Here is a 17,069-nt window from a genome sequence, read left to right on the forward strand (position 1 = left end):
TTTGGGTCCAAGGTGTTCCCTCCAGAACGTCAAGTCGACAGTCATATGCGGCGGAGTATGAAGCATGGGAAGCGACTGTAGCGTCGTAGCCACAAAAATGCTCGCCTAAATCCCGTCCGTAATCGCTGCCCACTGACGATGCATTTCCCTTATTCATCGTCTTGTCCTCGATTACTTATCGCAGCTCGGCACCTTCATCAGCAGGGAGACTGATGAACGCAGCCACTGACAGACAACTCAAGGCCCCTACGATAAAGAACGTCATCGGAAAATCGCTCATCGTCAAATGCTCCGCACTGTGCCCGTGAGTCTGTGCAGTGATCGTCAAGCAGAAAGCACATAGAGCGACACCAAAACTCATCGACGTCTGCTGCATCATAGTCGAAAGTGCTGTTGCCTTGCTCATAATAGCCTTCGGAACGCCAGAAAATCCGACCGTATTCATCGTGATCATTCCAAGCGAGTTGACGATGCCCGCCATGAAAAGCACAGCAGACATGAAATAAATTGATGTTCCCGGCGAAAACAAACCATAGGTTGCAAATGCAGCAGCCGACAATACGGTCGCTGTAATCATAAGAGGCTTAAACCCGAACTTATTAATAGCCCGCCGCAGGATCGGCCGAATTCCAAAGGCACCAACCGAAAGCCAGGCACTCGTCAATCCGGATTGAATAGGCGTGAATCCCACTCCCACTTGCAAAAGCAGCGGAACGAAAATAGGCGCCGAACCCACCGCTATTCGTAACGGCATACCACCAATATTTGTGATACTGAATGCTTTATATCCGAAAATGCTAAGCGGGATTATCACGTCAGTACGATCTCGGCTATAGATCCAATAGGCGATCGACGCCACGATACCGATGCTCGTGACGAAAATTGTAGCGCTCAGCGGAACAAAATTGCGCCCGATAGTTTCCACGCCGCAGACCACCCCAGAAAGTCCGATCGCCATCAGAACGAACCCTGTCAGGTCGAATCGCTCCGTTCTTTCGGATCGCGAATCCGGCACGAACTTTAGTGACAACAAGATTCCCAGGACACCGAAAGGGATGTTGAGCAGGAATATCCACCGCCATGACGCCAGCGTGACGATGAAGCCTCCGAGAAGCGGTCCCAAGACACGACCGATGGTCCCCGGCACGGTAAACCACACCATCGCCATTACCAACTGCGCAGGCGGGATGCTGCGCAAGAGGATCAACCGTCCGACCGGCACCATCATCGCGCCGCCGAGGCCTTGCAATATCCGGAACAGAACGATTTGAGTGATGGAGGTTGCGGCTCCGCACAATGCCGACGCCAGAGAGAATATCGCGACTGCCGAACAGAAAACACGGCGGGTACCGAAGCGATCCGTGAGCCAGCCGCTCGCGGGCAGAAACAGCGCCAAACTCAAGAGATACGCGCTGATAGCGAAATTGAGGTGAAGTATCTCAACGTTCAACGACGCAGCAATGGACTGAAGTGCCGTACCCAGTATCGATGTATCGACTGCCTGTAAAAACATCGGCACAGCGACGATCATAGGAATCAGTCGCGTGTGCCGAGAGAAAGACGCCAATTTGGCGTCCTGTTTTGCCCCGAGGGTTATATTTTCGTCAATCACCGTATTATCTAGTGCTTTGCTATCTGACGCCGGTAGATATCGAGAATCTCGGGGTCGTAGTTGCGGAAAAATTGCTGCCGGACGGGCTCTGTCATCGCTTCCATCTTTGCAATCTCTCTTGGCGAGAGGCTATAAACAATCATCCCGTGACGTGCAATTGTGGCCCTGTCCGTTCTCGCCTGTTCTCGAATCAGATCGCGTTCATAGCGCCCTGCTTCTACCGCCGCGTGTTGCAAAACATTTCGGTCCCGAACCGACAACCTCCTCCATACTGCGGAGTTGGCAACGACGGCTATCGCGCTATAGGAATGATTCGTGACCGTCATGGCCGATTGAACATCGTACAGGTGGCCGACCAAGATTTGCGAGTAGAAGTTGTCTTGAGCCGCCACTCGTCCTGACTTGAGAGCCTCATATAGCTCGGGATACGGAAGACCGACGACCTTGGCACCCAAGGCCTTAAACGTCTCGACGAATGCCGGTTCCGGAATCACCCGAACCGGACGGTCCGTCAGATCATTAGCGTGTTCGAACGACCGCCCCGACGTCGTGATCTGCCGGAATCCATTTTCCCACCATGCGAGACCCATCAGTCCATGGCCTTGGAGACCTGACATCAATTTCTGCCCAAAGGGACCGTCCAGCAGCTCATGCGCTTGGCGATCGCTGTGGACCACGAACGGAAGGTCCATGATCTCGAATTCGGGTTCGACATGACGCAGTGCCGGCGTAACCAGCAGCATCATATCGGGGGCACCAGGACCGCCCTCTTGCAACGTCTTGATCTGATCTTCGGGCGATCCCGGAACTGTCGCCCCACTCACTGTCACTGCCAGGCGTCCGTTGGATTCTTCGTTCACGAGTTCCGCGAACTTGATCATGCCGCGCACTGTCGGTTGGTTCGAGTTCAAGTGCGACCGATATTCCATGATCGTGAGCGTTTGGACCGGTTGAGCATGTGCCCATATCGGCTGCGCAAACAAAAGCGTTGCGAACATTGCTCTGGTAACGTCATGGCAAATTTGGTTTGGCGACCATCCCGATTTGAAACGTGCAAATCGCTTTATCATGTTTCAAGCATCCTTCAAGCCGGTGAAGTGAGGGTGTAGACGGGGCTGTGGACGGCGCATCTATCCGTTCATCGTTCTGACAACGCGGCCCGGATCATCATTCCCAAAGTAATGATCCCGGCGCCCAAGGGCGGACCATAGTCATAAAGTCGCAGATGACGAGAAAAGAAAATCGTCGAAGTGAAAATTACTATCAGCGTGACCGCCACTACAACCGCAAAAACCACCATGAAATCCTTCTTCATGACTCACTCCTCGGCTCAAGGCCTTGGCGTTTCATCCCATCCCAAAACCAAAAAGGCTTCGCTTTGACACGGCAAAAGTTTGCGTAGTATCCGCCGTATGCCAGCAAGAGTGCGCCGTTCAAGAGCAACTCTTGAAGACCGGTGAACAATTCACGCGGATCAGGCGAGACGAAAAGATTCAGAAAGACGATCGTTACACTGATACCGGCCATGACGATCAGCGCCAGCGGCACCGCGATATCGAGTAGCAGCAACGTACCGAGTATGGTCTCAAGATACTTGACCATTTGATAGAAGCCGACATCTGCCATCGCACCGATATATGTACCCACTTTGCCCGCGTGGCTGAAATCCGGCACGTATCGAAAAATTACGTAGTAAAGCCCTGACTCAAGATAATGGAATGCGAAAAACAACCTGGCCCACATGACCAGGTACTTCCACGGTGATTCATGTGCCATCTTCATGGCGCTTTCCTTTGATGCAGATAAAAAAAGCTACGTCACTTATGCAACGTAGCAACCCTCACTCGCGCACATCAGTTGCGCACTCGTATATCCGATTTCCGGACTTACGCGACGTCCTGCTTGAAAATGTTCGGCAACTTCCTCCAGTCGGCGATGCGGCCAAGAGTCGGTTTGAACGTCATCATCGGAAAGTAGTACTTGATGTACCACACCATCAGGATAAGATTCATGTACAGACAGCCGACGCCCATGTAAGGCGTGAACATCTTGTCGAAGCGATGGTTCAACACGATCGCGTTGTACCAGACCACGAACGACACGGGCAGCAGCATCAGCAGGCCAACTGGCACAAAGCAGCCGGTAATCAGGCAAACCCCCACCCACAATTTCGCAAATCTTCACAATATGGAAGAAGTGCGTGTGAACCATCGTGACCAGCAGTTCGTTCGATGCGTGCAACGTGCCGAACGGTTGCGGGAAGATCGGTGCGTGGCCCGTGGCCACGAGCCAATAGCTTGTGCCGCTGACGCACATCCAGCCACCGAGATACAGGCGGCAGAACAGGAGAATGACTTTGCCAACGAGTTGCGGCATCGTTTTCTGATCGTTATACATAATCTAATCACTCTTTATTAGTTAGCCCGGAGCCTTGGCCGTTGCTTCCGCCGTCGCGGGGGCAGCGACGCTCGTCTGTGCAACGCGATCGTGGCGAATGATCCAACCAGAGCCGCTGATTTCGTAGACATCGACGACGTCTTGCGCAGGTTGCCCGCGCGCGGCTTCGACCTTGTGGAAGACCGCGACGTCGTTACCTTCGACGATCAGTTTCTTCACCGTATGCGGGATCGGTTCGCCGTCTTGGTGATCGATCGTGTTCGGCGCGTTATCCACGGCCTTCTCTGCAAAGTACGTCTTGTATGCCTCGACGCCCTTACCCTTTGTGTAAGCCTCGTCCATGAACTCCGTAACGATTTCATGCGGGAGCTTACCGGTGCCAGCGTGCCAGTGCCAACGCGGGTCAGAGTGGAGTTGGTGAGCGATCTGGAGGATGAACAAGACGCCAAGAAGCGCGGTGACCATCCGTCCCTGCAAACTGTCGAGCCACGCGTTCACACACGTGGCAGTGCTATTCGAGGAGAGATCCTCTTGGTTAACCAACATCCTGCCTCCTTCGGAGCGTTTATAAAAACTGGAAACGGTAGCGCGTGTTTTGCATTCAATTTAGCCTATTGAATGGTATAGCTGTCTAACGGATCATGTAAACGCCGGGAAAACCCCCACTCGAATTCATACCGGCTCATCTTGTGTGACCGGGGCTCCCCCTCTGGCTCTCGATGCCGAATTCCCCCGAATTTGCTGTGAGCCTGAAGCCGACGTCTGGGGGCGGCGGGGCTTGCCAACTCTGTGCTGGCGCTGGCAGTGAACACGGGTTGCGTTCGCTCCCCACCTTTCTTGCACTTACTTCGTCCTCCTACACGCACTACATGTATTAAGCGTCCTGATAGAGCCATCCAGGGGAATACCCTTGAGCACAACGAATTTGAAATTCCTTTGATTTGGTAGGCATAAACGAATATTATTGTGAATGCCTAACGTCGTGCGCGGACTGCTCCGCCGTTGTAGCGGAGGCCGCACTTTGCAAATCAAATTACAATACGTAGGAGACATTGAATTGCGTAAACTGCTTATCAGCTGCGCTGTTGCCGCAGCTTTCGCGCCTGCGGCTCACGCGCAGAACAGCGTGACCATGTATGGCGTTGCCGACGTGTTTGTCGGCTACTTCGGTAACTCGACCGGCCAACACGCCGTCAGCCTGAACAGCGGCGGTGCCGGTGGTTCGCGCTGGGGCTTGCATGGCAATGAAGACCTAGGCGGCGGTCTGTCCGCAATCTTCACCCTCGAAAGCGGCTTCAACATCAACAACGGCACGTCCGGCCAGAGCGGCCGACTATTCGGTCGCCGCGCCTATGTCGGCCTCGACAGCAAGCAATACGGTCAGCTGATCGCTGGCCGCTTGCAAACGATGGGTTACGACTGGGGCGGCACGTTCGATCCGATGCTGCTCGCACCGGGATCGCCGCTGGGGTCGGTGGGCGGTGAAAACCCGCGCCCGTGGCTGTACAACATGCTGCAAGACCCGGCACGCTCTGACAACACGATTCAGTACTCGTCGCCCGAATTCCACGGACTGAGCGGCAGCGCCACCTACTCCTGGGGCGACAACCAAGGCCTGCAAACTGCGCAGCATTTCCAGTTGGTCACTGTCCGTTACCAGAACGGACCGCTGCTGACGGAATACGGTTTCGGCCACAGCCTGCAACCGTCTGCTGCCGTTGCTCGCAACACGTACGAAAACGTGCTCGGCATCCGCTACAACCTGAAATTTATGGAACTGTACGCTACGGGTCAGATCCGTACGAACGATCCGGGCCGGGTGGACAAGGGTTGGCAATTCGGTTTCACGGTGCCGACCGGCCCCGCTGGCACGATCCGCGTCTCGTATGGTGGCCTGAGCGACCTGAATATCGGTCCTGACGGCAAGCAGTTAGTCACGAACAACTACTACGGCAACTGGATCATCCGCTCGGCGGCTATCGGCTACACGTATTCGCTCTCGAAATCGACAATGCTCTACGGCTTCTTCAAGAAACTGTGGAACCGCGGCATCGCCAATCAAGCAATCTATCCCCCCGGTGGCCTCGGTGCGCCGGCTGGCCTGAACACCAACGTGACGGCAATCGGCTTGGGCTTGGCGACGCATTTTTAATGGCGTAACTGTCTGAAGTCTCAAAAAACCTATCACGATAGGTGCTTTTTCTTCTATACAACTAATCGACTAGATCATGTCAAACGCACAGCGGCCTCAAATCTGAAGTGCAACACCTATCTCGTATAAGGTGTTGCGATGCACGAAAGAACTCAGTACCAGCAACTTCAACCTGAAGAGCGTCTGACCATTGCAAGCCTGCATCTGCAGGGTTCGAGTATCCGGGCCATGGCCCGGATACTCGGGCGCTCGCCGGCCACCGTTAGCCGGGAACTGACGCGAAACAGCTCTCCCGCTGGCTACGCGTCCGTGCCGGCTGAAGCACTCAGTGCCGCACGCCGCAGCGCGGGTCGCCATCCCACAAAGCTTTGCCTGCAAAGCGTCTGCTGGCGTATCGTTCTCACCCTGCTCGAGTGGAAATGGTCACCCCAGCAGATATCGGGCACACTCAAGCGTATGTATCCGACCGACCCGACCCAGCAGGTTTCGCACGAAACCATCTACACGGCCATCTATGCCCAGCCGCGCGGCGAACTGCGCCGCCAGCTCATTGCGTGCTTGCGCCATGGCCACAGCACGCGCATGCCGCGTACACGGGGCACAGACCGGCGCGGACAGATTCCTGACATGGTCAGTATTCATGTGCGGCCGCCCGAAATCGAAGACCGACTGCTGCCTGGGCACTGGGAAGGCGACTTCATCAAGGGTGCCGGCAACCAGTCCTCGGTAGGCGTGCTGGTCGAACGGACCAGCCGGCTGGTGCTGCTTGCCAAGATGGAAGACGCCACCGCCGCTTCAGCGCTGGCGGGCTTCTCCGCCAAACTCAATTCGATTGTCGCGCCATTACGGCAGAGCTTCACCTACGACCAGGGCAAAGAAATGTCGCGCCATAAAGAGCTCACCGCCGCAACCGGCGTGAAGGTGTACTTCTGCGACCCCCACAGTCCTTGGCAACGCGGCACTTGCGAAAACACCAACGGGCTACTGCGCCAGTATCTGCCCAAAAGCACAGATCTTTCGGTCTACAGTCAGGACGAACTTGACGCTATCGCCGACAGTCTGAACAGCCGACCTCGCGCGACTCATGCCTTCCATTCGCCATTCGAGGTCTTCGCCGCGACCCTTGCCTCAGCAAGTCAACCTCAAGGCTCTAAACATTAAACCCGCTGTTGCGCTTCACTCTTGAAACCGCCCACCTATTCTTGTCTATTCTTCCGCTCTTTCTGGCCACGGTCACCGGGTTCGCCTGTTTTTGTCTGAATTTGGCAAAACGGTATGGTGATGCTACGTGGCTACCCGAAGATCCGATCGGGGCTGCCACTGTACAACGTTGGCTTTCCTTGGCTGCCGGGCCTATCGCCAGTGGCCCCGCGCTCGCCCGGCGACACCCTTGTATCCAAGGTCGACGATGACGACTTCCGGCGTGGCGTCGCACAGGATTGCTGCGTGTTCCAGCGCTTCGGTCAGCGTATGACCGTCGTACGCCCCCGCGTCACAATGGTTGTCGCCTGGATCAAATTGGAATCTGGGGGCGATACAGAGAGAGCAAGTTGGCGCGTTCCCGGAGGATCATCCGCAGGTTGTGACCTGCGCCGCACAGCACCGCGTGGATCGCATCGCCCAACGCGCCTTTGAGCCAGTTCCGATCCAGTCTTCCGTCTTTCTTCATGTGGTCAACGGCTGGTTCGATCGCGCTGCGTCGTCTCGGGTCGATGGTTTTACCTGTATCTGATCCTGGACCTGTACAGCCGCAAGATTGTCGGCCGGGAGGTGCACGACAGCGACGCGGCCGAACACGCAGCGTACCAGGTACGCCGCACGGCACTCGCTGAGGGCATTGCCGCCCTTGAGGCCAAACCGGTGCTGCACGGCGATAACGGTGCGACGCTCAAGGCCACCACCGTACTGGCGATGCTGCACTGGCTGGGTGTCAAGCCGTCGTAATCACGCCCCCCCGGGTCAGCGACGATAACGCCTACGCTGAGGCGCTGTTCCGAACTGCGAAGTACCGGCCGGAGGTTCCGGTCACAGGGTTCGACGATCTGAACGCTGCCCGCGCCTGGGCTGCCGGTTTCGTGCAGTGGTACAACTTCGAGCATCGTCATAGCGGCATCCGCTACGTGACGCCTGCGCAGCGTCATGCCGCCGACGATCGTGCGCTTCTCGCGGCACGTCACGCACCGTACGTGAAGGCACGCGCATGCAATCCGGCCCGCTGATCGCGTCATACGCGCAACTGGACACCGGTTGGTGCCGTGAGGCTTAACCCCTAACGTGACTCAGTCGTTCAGATGGCCTCGATCGGCGCGAATAAACAGCCGATCACGCCGGCACGCTTTGCCACTTCGATCGTCTCAGCCAGCAACTCTTCAACGCCGGCTTCGCTCAGGCGCTTCCTCAAGCGCGTCAGGCTCGACGGCTTGATCGGCGGTTCGGTTTGCAAATGTGTTTCGCCCCGTGAACACCTGCCAATACGGGTTCTCCACCTATTGCCAGACCACCTCTTCGTCGGACAGGTCGAACGCGTGCTGCAGATACAGCAGCCCGGCAATCAGGCGCGGCGACGTTGCCGGTCGCCCCTCGTGCGAGACGAAGCTCTCGCTCATCGATGCGTCCAGCCGCTCCCAGTTGAGCAGATCAGTCCGGCGCACCAGTGGATGCTTCAGGTTGATCTGTTCTCGCAGCGTTTGCCGGAAGAATCTTGTTCCGTCACAGGCGTCTTCGGACCCATCTGCGCCTCGTCATGTTTTGCAGGATTCACGCATCAATATGCCAGGCCTCTGCAATTCCAACAACATCATTTCGGCCCCAAAGTCACGTCATATAAGGCGCACCGGATTGTTCAGGCTCGACGAAATAAAAGAAGCCCGGAGTGTTTGTCTCCGGGCTTTTTATTTCAGCCAGATAGTGGCTTAGGCTTCGCCTCTGATCTTGTCGCGGATGAGCACGAAGATAAAAAGCAGCCAAGAAATGCCGAGACCGAAGTAGTCGAAGTTGCGCAGCGGACGGTAGTCCGCCCAACCCCAACCCGTCGAGCCGTCGATGGCCAGCAGCGTCAGAGCGATACAGATGGCAATTGCGATCCAGGTATTCTTTTTCATGCGAAGGCTCCTTAAGCTGATTCTTTTTCTTCGACGGACACGCCGACCAGGCTCGGCTTGGTGTTCATCAGACCACCTTTACCCTTCAGGCTGAAACCCTTCCAACCCTCCCACAGCCACATCGGATTCAGGCTCGGACGGAAGCATGCCGCCATGTAGCCGCTATACGCGAGCAGCAGCAAACCGTTCATTAGTAGTTCCTGCGGGCCTGAAAACAATTGACGCGGCGTTGCCGAAATGAACGTGTTCAGCCAAAAAATCGTGACGGTGGTCGGCATCTCGAGAATCAGCGTCAGCAAGACAAAACGGTTCGTCAGAAGCAGGAAACCATAGATCGCTTCCATATATTTGATCCAGTGATACATACCGATTGCGTCGGCACCGGCCAGATATTCACCAGCGAGACCCGGAACCATCGGTACATAACCGTCGATCACGAATCGAATGCCGGAGAAGAAAAGGTGTGCGCCAAAGTAAAGGCGAAGCCACGTAATGACGTACTTCCAGGGGGAAGAGTTAGCGCTTTGCATAGGGATATTTCCGAGAATTTAATGCAACACTACGACAAAATATGCCTGAGGCAGGTATATCACAAAGGCGGTGGTCTAGACCACCGCTTGAGATCCCGCTAGATGATGCCTTTGCGACGATCGCGAATCAGAACAATGATGACGCAGATCCATGGAATGGCCAAACCGAACATATCGCGTGCACGCAATGCCCGATATTCGGTATAGCCCAGTCCTGTGGAACCGAAAAATACCCAGCACGTCATGATCACGCAGCAGGCAAGGCCGATATAAATATTCCGATTGCTTTTCATGTACGCTCTCCTTACGCGACGTCGCCCGATACTTCAACTGTCGATGCCGATTTAGCAGCTTTACTCAACCTCAGGTGCTCTTTCCAGACATCGACCTTGAAGCCTTCCCATAGCGCGAGGGGTTTGTTGGGCTTAAACACACTCGCCATGTATCCGCCATACGCCAGCAGAATGAGGCTATTCATCAGCAGCTGATTCGGGCCAGAGAACAATTGACGCGGAGTTCCCACGATGAAAGTATTGATCCAGAAGATCGAGATCGATGTCGGGAACTCGAGAATCGCACCGAGCAACACGTATCGGTTCGTCAGCAGCAGGATACCAGCCAGCATTTCCATCGCCTTCACGGCATAGAACATGTGAATGGCATCGAGTGCCTGTACGTATTGACCTGCGAGGCCGGGAATAAACGGAACCCAGCCTGTGGAGATATAGCGAAAACCAGACCACAAAAGATCGGCACCGAAATAGACCCGGAGCCAGAGTACCGCGTATTTCCACGGTGGCGAATTAAGCCCCTGCATCGAATATCTCCTCCGTCATTTTGTGATTGTGCAACGCGGCGAAATCTAGTCCGCCGCCTTTTGCCCAGCAATTACGCCTCGACAACCCGATGCTGTTGTCCCGGCGTATGAATCCTGGCCAGTAACTCCCGATTCAATTCGAATCCGAATCCGGCGCCTTCACTCGGATAGGCAAAGCCGCCACTAAAGCGCTGGCCACCGATCGCCAAGTCTTGATCGACCGGGATATCGTCACTGTTCCAAGCCGCGTGAATCGCGAGCGGACCCATACTTTCGCTCATGAACTGGCATGCCCAGTCGTTTGCGACCATGAGATGCGTGCTCGGCCCGGATTCGACGCCCGATCCGATCAGAGTGCTGCAAAACACGGGAATGTCGTACATGCGACATGCGGCCAGGAATCGCTGTGCCTTGACCAGCCCGCCTACCTTCTGAATCTTGAGAACGACACCATCGGCCGAACGACGCTCTGCGATTTCACGCAGATCGCCCAACTCTTGCGCCCCCTCGTCTGCGTATATCGGCGTGTTAATACGCTCACGCAGTTTGGCCAGGCTGTCGCGGTATTGATGCGCCAGTGGCTGTTCCATGAACGAGAGGTTGTATTGATCGAGGCGTTTCATCGTCGTCAACGCCTGCTCGTAGTTCCATGAGCCATTTGCGCGTCCAAGGTGATCTTGGCATCCGGCCCGAGCGCCGCTCGCACCTCGCGGACCGTAGCCACGTCGTTGTCGAATGTATGACGGCCGACTTTGAGCTTGAACGCCGAGAAGCCATTATCGCGAACTTGAATCGCCAGCTCGGCGACCTTTTCCGGCTCACCCGCCGACAAGACCCAACCGAGCGGAATCTTCTCGCGAGTGCGGCCACCCAACAGGCTGTAGACTGGCACGCCCAAGGATTTGCCCTTCAGCTCATGCAGCGCACAGTCGACCAACGCCTTCGCCTGATTGTTGTCGCGGGCGAGTTGATCCATCATGCCGACGATTTTCTCGATATTGCCCGGATCTTCGCCAAGCAGGATTCGCGGCGCGAAAACATCGGAAATCATTGCCGTCATGGATGCCTGACTTTCACCGCGATACCACGATGATGTATCGCCCGATTCCGCATAGCCGACGAGACCGTTGTCAGCAGTAATAGCCAGGAGAAGCGTATTCAGGCGAGTGATTGTGACGTTGGGAAGCTTAATCGGCTTCTTCAGTGGCATCGAAATCGGAATACACTCAACGCGGGTAATCTTCACTTGATTTGAGCCTCTTAAGAATTCATAGAAAGGAACGTCAAAAATGACGCGCCGCGACAACTACCAGTTATCGCGCAACCGGACGGCGCAATGCACTGCAGACGCGGATCAGCAGAATCACTGCCAATGCGACGGAGACCACGTAGCAGATGACGAACGAGGCGCCAAGTGCATTCGGACCGTCGAAGAATTTAGCGACGAGCGCCACCACGGTAGGGCCGAGTGCCAAACCGACGAGATTCGTGATCAGGTAATAGAGGGCGGTGATCTTGCCCATCATGTTACCCGGCGTGAAGTTGGCATTCGTTGCACCGCCTGCCACCGCGAACATCGCAAACATGAACATTTGGATGAAGTAAAGGATCATGCCCGCGCTCATCGTATGGACAAGCGGGAAGCATGCCGTAGCGACTGCCGCGATTGTCGTTGTGACCGCCGCCACCCGAACAGGCGCATCGACCATACCGCGCTTGCGCAGCCAGTCTGCGATACTTCCGCAGATCAACAGACCGAGTGGGGAAGCGAGCAGTGCAACGCCGCCGATCGCCTTACCGATTTCCGGACGCGCAACATGTAGCGTGCGAGCGATGATTTCCGGAAGCCATGCCATCTGCGAACCAATGGCAATACCGTATAGACAAATCGCAGTCCAGAGTTGAAGGTACACGCCACGATTCTTCCATACGAAGCACATGGTCTGCTTGTACGTGACCTCGGAAGTATCGGTCTGGAAGCGACGCACCGGCTCACGCAGCAGCCAAAGCAGTATCGCGAACGGAATCCCAATGATGCCCGGAACCAGCAGCACAAAGTGCCACGGCTTCATGCCACCGACGAAGGGCAGGTTATCGAATGCGCCTGCCGATGCTGCTTTCAATAGGACGGCACCGAGAGCCAAGGACAAACCCGTACCCAACATCGGGCCGATATTGTAGATACCGAAAGCAATACTGCGACGATGCGGCGGAAATGCGTCACGAATCATCGACTGCGATCCGGGAGCCAACGCCGATTCACCGACACCTAGACCAACACGCATCGAGAACAACTGGAGATAGGTCGTGCTCAGACCACACGCCATCTGAACGACCGACCATGCCATGATCGCGGCGCCGAGAAGCGTCTTACGCTGGTACTTGTCGACCAGTATGCCCATCGGAATACTGAGCACGCTATACAGCAGCATGAAAGAAAGGCCAAGCAACAAACTGACCTGAAGATCCGAAATTCCGAGGTCTTCCTTGATCGGCCCGACGACGAGAGCCAGCGCGCCGCGATCGATAAACGAGATGACGTACGTGGCCGTCAAAACGAGAAGCATCCACCATGCACCTTTGGACGTTTTTATATTTTCCACGTTGTCGACGGGTGCCGACTTCACTTGCAATTCTGCGGTCTCGCTCACGACCGTGTCTCCTTGAAATTATCCGTATAACTGTTTAGCGACTTTCCCGCACCTCACTGTCGGCGAGCGCGGTCTTTGCCGCAGTCACGCCGGATACGATGAATTCGGCGATGTCACCCATCGAGTTGTAATACGGACCCCATAGCGACCCGCACTCCCCGATTGCATAAAGACCGTCAATCGGCTTGTCCTGGTGATCGAGAACACGCTGACCTGCGTCGTGCTTCGGACCTCCATGCGTGTTCAAATAGGTCGGCAGCATCGGCCCGATCGCGTAGTACGGGCCTTCGTCGTTGAGCGGCACGAGGAACGTTTCGCGACCGCAATCTTGATCGAGGTTGTTGCGGCACTGATCGTTGTAACGCTCGACCGTCTCGCGAAGTGCGGCCGGATCGAGGTGGCCGGCCTTGCACACGCCCTGGATTTCCGGCCACTGGCACTTCAACGCCAGTTCTTCGAGCGTATCGGCCTTGACGATCAGGCCTTCTTCGAGTTCCTTGAGGTTGTCTTGCGACCACGGCGGCACACGCGAATTCAGCGTCGTCATTGCCGCACCACCGGCACGGACCTTCTCATCGAAGATGTGGAATGCCGGCACGTTCGTGAATTCCGGGGTGCCCGGCGTCGTTGCCAACCATGTATCGCGGTTTGCCAATCCGTGTTGAACAACCGACGTATCCACCGTTTCGTTATGGAAGCGCTTCGCCTGTCGGTTTACCCACAACAGACTGCCGCCGTCCTTGAAGGCACCGCTTTTGTAGCCGAAGCCCGCGATCTTGTTCAGATCGTACGTCACGTAGACGTAGCCTTCGTTCGTCTTGATGCCCATGTTTAGCGGGCCCGCTACGGCGTTCATGTGCCAGAGTTGCGCACCAACTTCCTGCGCCATGCGAATGCCGTCGCCGGTCAGATTCGGGCTACCAAGGAAGTAGATCGGGCAAGCAGTCAGGAACTGTTTGCACATGGCATCGTTGGCCTCGAAGCCGCCGCTGGCCAACACTACTGCCTTGCGAGCGCGAACCGCAATCGTCTTGCCACCATGTTCGGCTTCAACGCCGAGAATCCGTTTCGTCACCGGCTGCTGAACCAACCTGGTGACGCGTGTATTGCACTGGACGCGCGCACCCGCCTTCTCCGCTTGTGCGGAGATCGCATTCCAGAGGCCCGCACCGCCCGGTGCGGCCACGACGCTCATACCCTTGATGCTTTCCCCGCCCGGAGCGCCCGGGAATTCGGGAAAAAATCCGGGTGCCGAGAATGGCTGCGGGTTGTCCTTGAGCGGCAATTCGAGTTTGTGCTGCCACGCCGGTATGTTCTTGAGACTCGAAACGAAATGGCGAAGAATGCTTTCATCTGTTTGGCCTCCACACAGCCAATTCAGATATTTGAACGACTCTTGTTCATCCACAGAGGTCATGATCAGACCGCCCGCGACACAGACCGAGTTGCCGCCGCCCTGCACACCCTTTTCGAGAATGAGCACGTCGGCGCCTTGTTCAGCGGCTTCGAATGCAAACACCGCGCCTGCGCCGCCGTAGCCGACAACAACCATATCGGCTTGCCCATCCCATTGGGGCTCGGTCCAGTTCAATTCCATTTTCGTCATTCCGTGTGTCTGAGAAAACATACCAGCGCCGTGCGATGTACCTAGGCTGCGGACGCAGCGGCTCGTTCGGCCGCCTCCGCCGAGCGAAGACCGTTGTAGATTTCGTTGTAACGCAGCACCGGCTGATCCATCACCAACATGATCATCCTGCGATCCGGCACTTTCGAGATCGTTGCCTGCTGCGTCTCGATGATTGCCTTGTCTTCAGCGAATGCTGCTTCGGCGATCGCGAAAGCGTGATCCGCCAAATCGGCATGGTCGTGATCCGGACCGAAGTTGTAGAAGAACATCGATTCCGTATCGTTGATCGGCGTGATCATCTGGCACGTGCAACGGCGGAAGATCGGCTCTTCCGCGGGCTTGCCATCGACGAGTCGATCTTGAACGCCCGGTGCGTAGGAATGGATCTTGAGGATGAAGACCCCCGGTACCAGGAACGTGCTGACCACGTTGTCGTCGGAGGGAACTTCACCGAAGTAAGGATTCGATTGGCGGCCCAAGTGCCAGCGGTCAGCAATGACGCCACGCTCGATCGTATCGATACCGCGTTTCGCTTCGCCATCCTTCTGAATCTTGAGCGACACCTTGTTGTTGGCGCCGAACGTCGCTTCGTGAACATAAGGTGCGTGCGAAAGGTCGAGCAAGTTATCAGCGACAATTTCCGCATTGCCCTTCCATACCTTCTTCGAGCATTTCATCGCGAAGGTAGCGCTGTCCGGACCTTCGATCGGTGGAATCAGTGCGGGATCGGCCTTTGCAGCGTCACCCATCCACACCCATGCGGCACCATGCTTTTCTTCGATCGGGTAGCTACGAACGCAGACCTTCGACGAGATGCGATCGGTGCCCGGGATTTCCGTGCAGCGTCCATCCGCGGCGAATTTCAGGCCGTGGTACATGCAGCGCAGTTCGTCACCTTCTTTACGGCCGACCGACAGCGGAACCAGGCGGTGCGGGCACAGATCTTCGAGTGCTACCAGCGTGCCGTCTTCCTTGCGATAGAGCGCCAGTGTCTCGTTCATCACCGTGAACGGGACAATATCAGTAGCCGAGAATTCGCTCGACCATCCAACCATATACCAGCAATTCCGAAGGAATTTCATTTTCAGTCTCCTGAGAAAGGAATTGAGAACGGATAAATCGAGAACAAGGTGCGGCACAATCGACCACCAGTTTGCGCATCTGACCTACTAGACTTAACCGGATCAGCATCCTATATAGTATTCAATAGCGTATTCTTTACATCATATCCCGTTGCTCCCCGCGACATGAACCGGGATAACCCTGAAATGCAAAAAAACGGCGTTTAACTGCTGGAACGCCGTGCGTGCTTACAACTTCATTAGCTAAAGTAGATTCGTTCAGCCGTCGTATGCAGGACCTTCTGCTGATCTTCAGCCGACAGCGTGGCCACTGAGTCCTTGGCCATCTGAATCATGTCCTTGTACTCGCCCTTCGACTGAGCGATGTCTGAGCCCCACATCACACGATCGGCACCGAACGAACGCACCACCCGCTCAACAACCGGCGCGGACGGCAGGTCGAGCGCCTTCAACTTGCCGAGGTTGATCATGGAGTACAGCAGGAAGACGTTCGGGCTGTCCACGAACTTGAGCAGTGCTTCGTCCACACCGTAGTCGGGCTCCGGCCCTTCGACGACGATATTCGAGAAGTGATCGAGAATGACCGGCGTATTCGGGAACTCCTTCACGACGTCCTGGAGTGCTTCGAGTGCAGCCAGACGATTCCAGCGATAAAAGTGCAAGCGCACCGAGCCGCCGAGATCCGTCACTGCAGTCCAGGCACGACGCGCTTCCGTTGACGCGAACCAGCTGCTGTCTGCACCTTTCTTCGGCTCCGTCAGACGAATGCCGACCGACCCGCGCTCGCCGACCCAGTATTTCACCGTTTCCTCGACGTTCGGCGCCAGTGCGTCGAGCATGCACAGCGAACGCAGACGATTCGGGTATTTCTGCGCCGAATCCACCACGTAGTCGTTATGGAAGCCGTACAGGTGCGCACGTTGCACTGCAAGCGCCTTATCGATACCCAATGCGTCGAGCAGGTCGATCAAGCGCTCGGCGGTCACGGGGTTGTCGAACGCGTTTTCTTCGAGAACACCGCTCAGCGGCGACGGAGGATACTTCTCGCAGTCGGTCGAAATCAGGTGTGCGTGGCTGTCGATCATGAGGTTACCTTTATA

General features: G+C 56.0%; 18 protein-coding genes and 4 pseudogenes. 4 read left to right on the forward strand and 18 right to left on the reverse strand.

Annotated elements, in window-relative coordinates:
* Positions 1-175: 175 nt before the first annotated feature.
* From OKW44_RS08080 to OKW44_RS08105, 6 genes are all read right to left on the reverse strand, one after another.
* The gene (locus OKW44_RS08080; RefSeq protein WP_018424922.1) at positions 176-1,531 is read right to left on the reverse strand and encodes an MFS transporter; all 1,356 of its coding nucleotides are present in this window, start codon (positions 1,529-1,531) and stop codon (positions 176-178) included.
* An 89-nt stretch (positions 1,532-1,620) separates the two neighbouring features.
* Positions 1,621-2,682: a DctP family TRAP transporter solute-binding subunit gene (locus OKW44_RS08085; RefSeq protein WP_239499262.1), complete on the reverse strand. Its 1,062-nt coding sequence runs from the start codon at positions 2,680-2,682 to the stop codon at positions 1,621-1,623.
* Positions 2,683-2,750: 68 nt separating this feature from the next.
* Positions 2,751-2,927, reverse strand: coding sequence for a hypothetical protein (locus tag OKW44_RS08090; RefSeq protein ID WP_018424920.1), 177 nt, complete (start codon positions 2,925-2,927; stop codon positions 2,751-2,753).
* Positions 2,924-3,394: a hypothetical protein gene (locus tag OKW44_RS08095; protein WP_018424919.1), complete on the reverse strand. Its 471-nt coding sequence runs from the start codon at positions 3,392-3,394 to the stop codon at positions 2,924-2,926. Before OKW44_RS08095 ends, OKW44_RS08090 begins: the two co-directional genes overlap by 4 nt.
* Before the next feature lie 104 nt (positions 3,395-3,498).
* Complete coding sequence (locus OKW44_RS08100; RefSeq protein ID WP_429409787.1) at positions 3,499-3,744, reverse strand: hypothetical protein; 246 nt, start codon at positions 3,742-3,744, stop codon at positions 3,499-3,501.
* 286 nt (positions 3,745-4,030) lie between these two features.
* A complete protein-coding gene (locus tag OKW44_RS08105; RefSeq protein WP_018424917.1) occupies positions 4,031-4,555 on the reverse strand; it encodes a hypothetical protein in 525 nt (174 codons plus the stop codon).
* A gap of 424 nt (positions 4,556-4,979) precedes the next feature.
* Here OKW44_RS08105 and OKW44_RS08110 point away from each other — a divergent pair, with 424 nt between their 5' ends.
* The 3 genes and pseudogenes from OKW44_RS08110 to OKW44_RS08120 all read left to right on the forward strand — a co-directional run.
* A complete protein-coding gene (locus tag OKW44_RS08110) occupies positions 4,980-6,161 on the forward strand; it encodes a porin (protein WP_084754427.1) in 1,182 nt (393 codons plus the stop codon).
* Between the two features lie 138 nt (positions 6,162-6,299).
* Positions 6,300-7,322 carry an IS30 family transposase gene (locus OKW44_RS08115; protein WP_026226609.1) on the forward strand — a complete coding sequence of 341 codons (1,023 nt, stop codon included), beginning with the start codon at positions 6,300-6,302 and terminating at the stop codon, positions 7,320-7,322.
* A gap of 37 nt (positions 7,323-7,359) precedes the next feature.
* Positions 7,360-7,543, forward strand: a pseudogene (locus OKW44_RS08120) (thioredoxin domain-containing protein); the annotation flags it as partial.
* Positions 7,544-7,674: 131 nt separating this feature from the next.
* Here the strand turns inward: OKW44_RS08120 and OKW44_RS08125 are convergent.
* A pseudogene (locus OKW44_RS08125) lies at positions 7,675-7,866 on the reverse strand (IS5/IS1182 family transposase); the annotation flags it as partial.
* Between OKW44_RS08125 and OKW44_RS08130 the strand changes: the two are divergent.
* A pseudogene (locus tag OKW44_RS08130) lies at positions 7,863-8,377 on the forward strand (transposase); the annotation flags it as partial. The pseudogenes OKW44_RS08125 and OKW44_RS08130 overlap by 4 nt on opposite strands.
* 104 nt (positions 8,378-8,481) lie before the next feature.
* Here OKW44_RS08130 and OKW44_RS08135 read toward each other — a convergent pair.
* From OKW44_RS08135 to OKW44_RS08185, 11 genes and pseudogenes are all read right to left on the reverse strand, one after another.
* Positions 8,482-8,892, reverse strand: a pseudogene (locus tag OKW44_RS08135) (transposase); the annotation flags it as partial.
* Between the two features lie 181 nt (positions 8,893-9,073).
* Positions 9,074-9,262: a hypothetical protein gene (locus OKW44_RS08140; RefSeq protein ID WP_018424911.1), complete on the reverse strand. Its 189-nt coding sequence runs from the start codon at positions 9,260-9,262 to the stop codon at positions 9,074-9,076.
* A gap of 11 nt (positions 9,263-9,273) precedes the next feature.
* Positions 9,274-9,792, reverse strand: a complete 519-nt coding sequence (locus OKW44_RS08145; protein ID WP_035471860.1) for a hypothetical protein — start codon at positions 9,790-9,792, stop codon at positions 9,274-9,276.
* Between the two features lie 98 nt (positions 9,793-9,890).
* Entirely contained in the window at positions 9,891-10,085 is a 195-nt protein-coding gene (locus OKW44_RS08150) for a hypothetical protein (protein ID WP_018424909.1), read from the reverse strand.
* An 11-nt stretch (positions 10,086-10,096) separates the two neighbouring features.
* A complete protein-coding gene (locus OKW44_RS08155; protein ID WP_018424908.1) occupies positions 10,097-10,609 on the reverse strand; it encodes a hypothetical protein in 513 nt (170 codons plus the stop codon).
* Positions 10,610-10,680: 71 nt separating this feature from the next.
* Positions 10,681-11,232, reverse strand: a complete 552-nt coding sequence (locus OKW44_RS08160; protein WP_429409791.1) for an enolase C-terminal domain-like protein — start codon at positions 11,230-11,232, stop codon at positions 10,681-10,683.
* Positions 11,233-11,237: 5 nt separating this feature from the next.
* A complete protein-coding gene (locus tag OKW44_RS08165; protein ID WP_429409793.1) occupies positions 11,238-11,855 on the reverse strand; it encodes a mandelate racemase/muconate lactonizing enzyme family protein in 618 nt (205 codons plus the stop codon).
* Positions 11,856-11,922: 67 nt separating this feature from the next.
* Positions 11,923-13,260, reverse strand: coding sequence for an MFS transporter (locus OKW44_RS08170; RefSeq protein WP_018424906.1), 1,338 nt, complete (start codon positions 13,258-13,260; stop codon positions 11,923-11,925).
* Positions 13,261-13,294: 34 nt separating this feature from the next.
* Positions 13,295-14,887, reverse strand: coding sequence for an FAD-dependent oxidoreductase (locus OKW44_RS08175; protein WP_026226607.1), 1,593 nt, complete (start codon positions 14,885-14,887; stop codon positions 13,295-13,297).
* Between the two features lie 20 nt (positions 14,888-14,907).
* Positions 14,908-15,969 (reverse strand): Rieske 2Fe-2S domain-containing protein, encoded by a 1,062-nt coding sequence (locus OKW44_RS08180; RefSeq protein ID WP_026226606.1) that lies wholly within the window; start codon positions 15,967-15,969, stop codon positions 14,908-14,910.
* Positions 15,970-16,208: 239 nt separating this feature from the next.
* Positions 16,209-17,054 (reverse strand): amidohydrolase family protein, encoded by an 846-nt coding sequence (locus tag OKW44_RS08185; RefSeq protein WP_018424903.1) that lies wholly within the window; start codon positions 17,052-17,054, stop codon positions 16,209-16,211.
* Positions 17,055-17,069 lie beyond the last annotated feature (15 nt).

This window comes from Paraburkholderia lebeckiae, from assembly GCF_050436325.1.
Classification (GTDB): domain Bacteria; phylum Pseudomonadota; class Gammaproteobacteria; order Burkholderiales; family Burkholderiaceae; genus Paraburkholderia; species Paraburkholderia tuberum.

Coding starts and splice junctions, on each gene's coding strand:
- OKW44_RS08080 (WP_018424922.1), bottom strand. CDS start 1,531: ATGATCGTCGCTGTGCCGATGTTTTTACAGGCAGTCGATACATCGATA.
- OKW44_RS08085 (WP_239499262.1), bottom strand. CDS start 2,682: ATGATAAAGCGATTTGCACGTTTCAAATCGGGATGGTCGCCAAACCAA.
- OKW44_RS08090 (WP_018424920.1), bottom strand. CDS start 2,927: ATGAAGAAGGATTTCATGGTGGTTTTTGCGGTTGTAGTGGCGGTCACG.
- OKW44_RS08095 (WP_018424919.1), bottom strand. CDS start 3,394: ATGAAGATGGCACATGAATCACCGTGGAAGTACCTGGTCATGTGGGCC.
- OKW44_RS08105 (WP_018424917.1), bottom strand. CDS start 4,555: ATGTTGGTTAACCAAGAGGATCTCTCCTCGAATAGCACTGCCACGTGT.
- OKW44_RS08110 (WP_084754427.1), top strand. CDS start 4,980: ATGCCTAACGTCGTGCGCGGACTGCTCCGCCGTTGTAGCGGAGGCCGC.
- OKW44_RS08115 (WP_026226609.1), top strand. CDS start 6,300: ATGCACGAAAGAACTCAGTACCAGCAACTTCAACCTGAAGAGCGTCTG.
- OKW44_RS08140 (WP_018424911.1), bottom strand. CDS start 9,262: ATGAAAAAGAATACCTGGATCGCAATTGCCATCTGTATCGCTCTGACG.
- OKW44_RS08145 (WP_035471860.1), bottom strand. CDS start 9,792: ATGCAAAGCGCTAACTCTTCCCCCTGGAAGTACGTCATTACGTGGCTT.
- OKW44_RS08150 (WP_018424909.1), bottom strand. CDS start 10,085: ATGAAAAGCAATCGGAATATTTATATCGGCCTTGCCTGCTGCGTGATC.
- OKW44_RS08155 (WP_018424908.1), bottom strand. CDS start 10,609: ATGCAGGGGCTTAATTCGCCACCGTGGAAATACGCGGTACTCTGGCTC.
- OKW44_RS08160 (WP_429409791.1), bottom strand. CDS start 11,232: ATGAAACGCCTCGATCAATACAACCTCTCGTTCATGGAACAGCCACTG.
- OKW44_RS08175 (WP_026226607.1), bottom strand. CDS start 14,887: ATGTTTTCTCAGACACACGGAATGACGAAAATGGAATTGAACTGGACC.
- OKW44_RS08180 (WP_026226606.1), bottom strand. CDS start 15,969: ATGAAATTCCTTCGGAATTGCTGGTATATGGTTGGATGGTCGAGCGAA.
- OKW44_RS08185 (WP_018424903.1), bottom strand. CDS start 17,054: ATGATCGACAGCCACGCACACCTGATTTCGACCGACTGCGAGAAGTAT.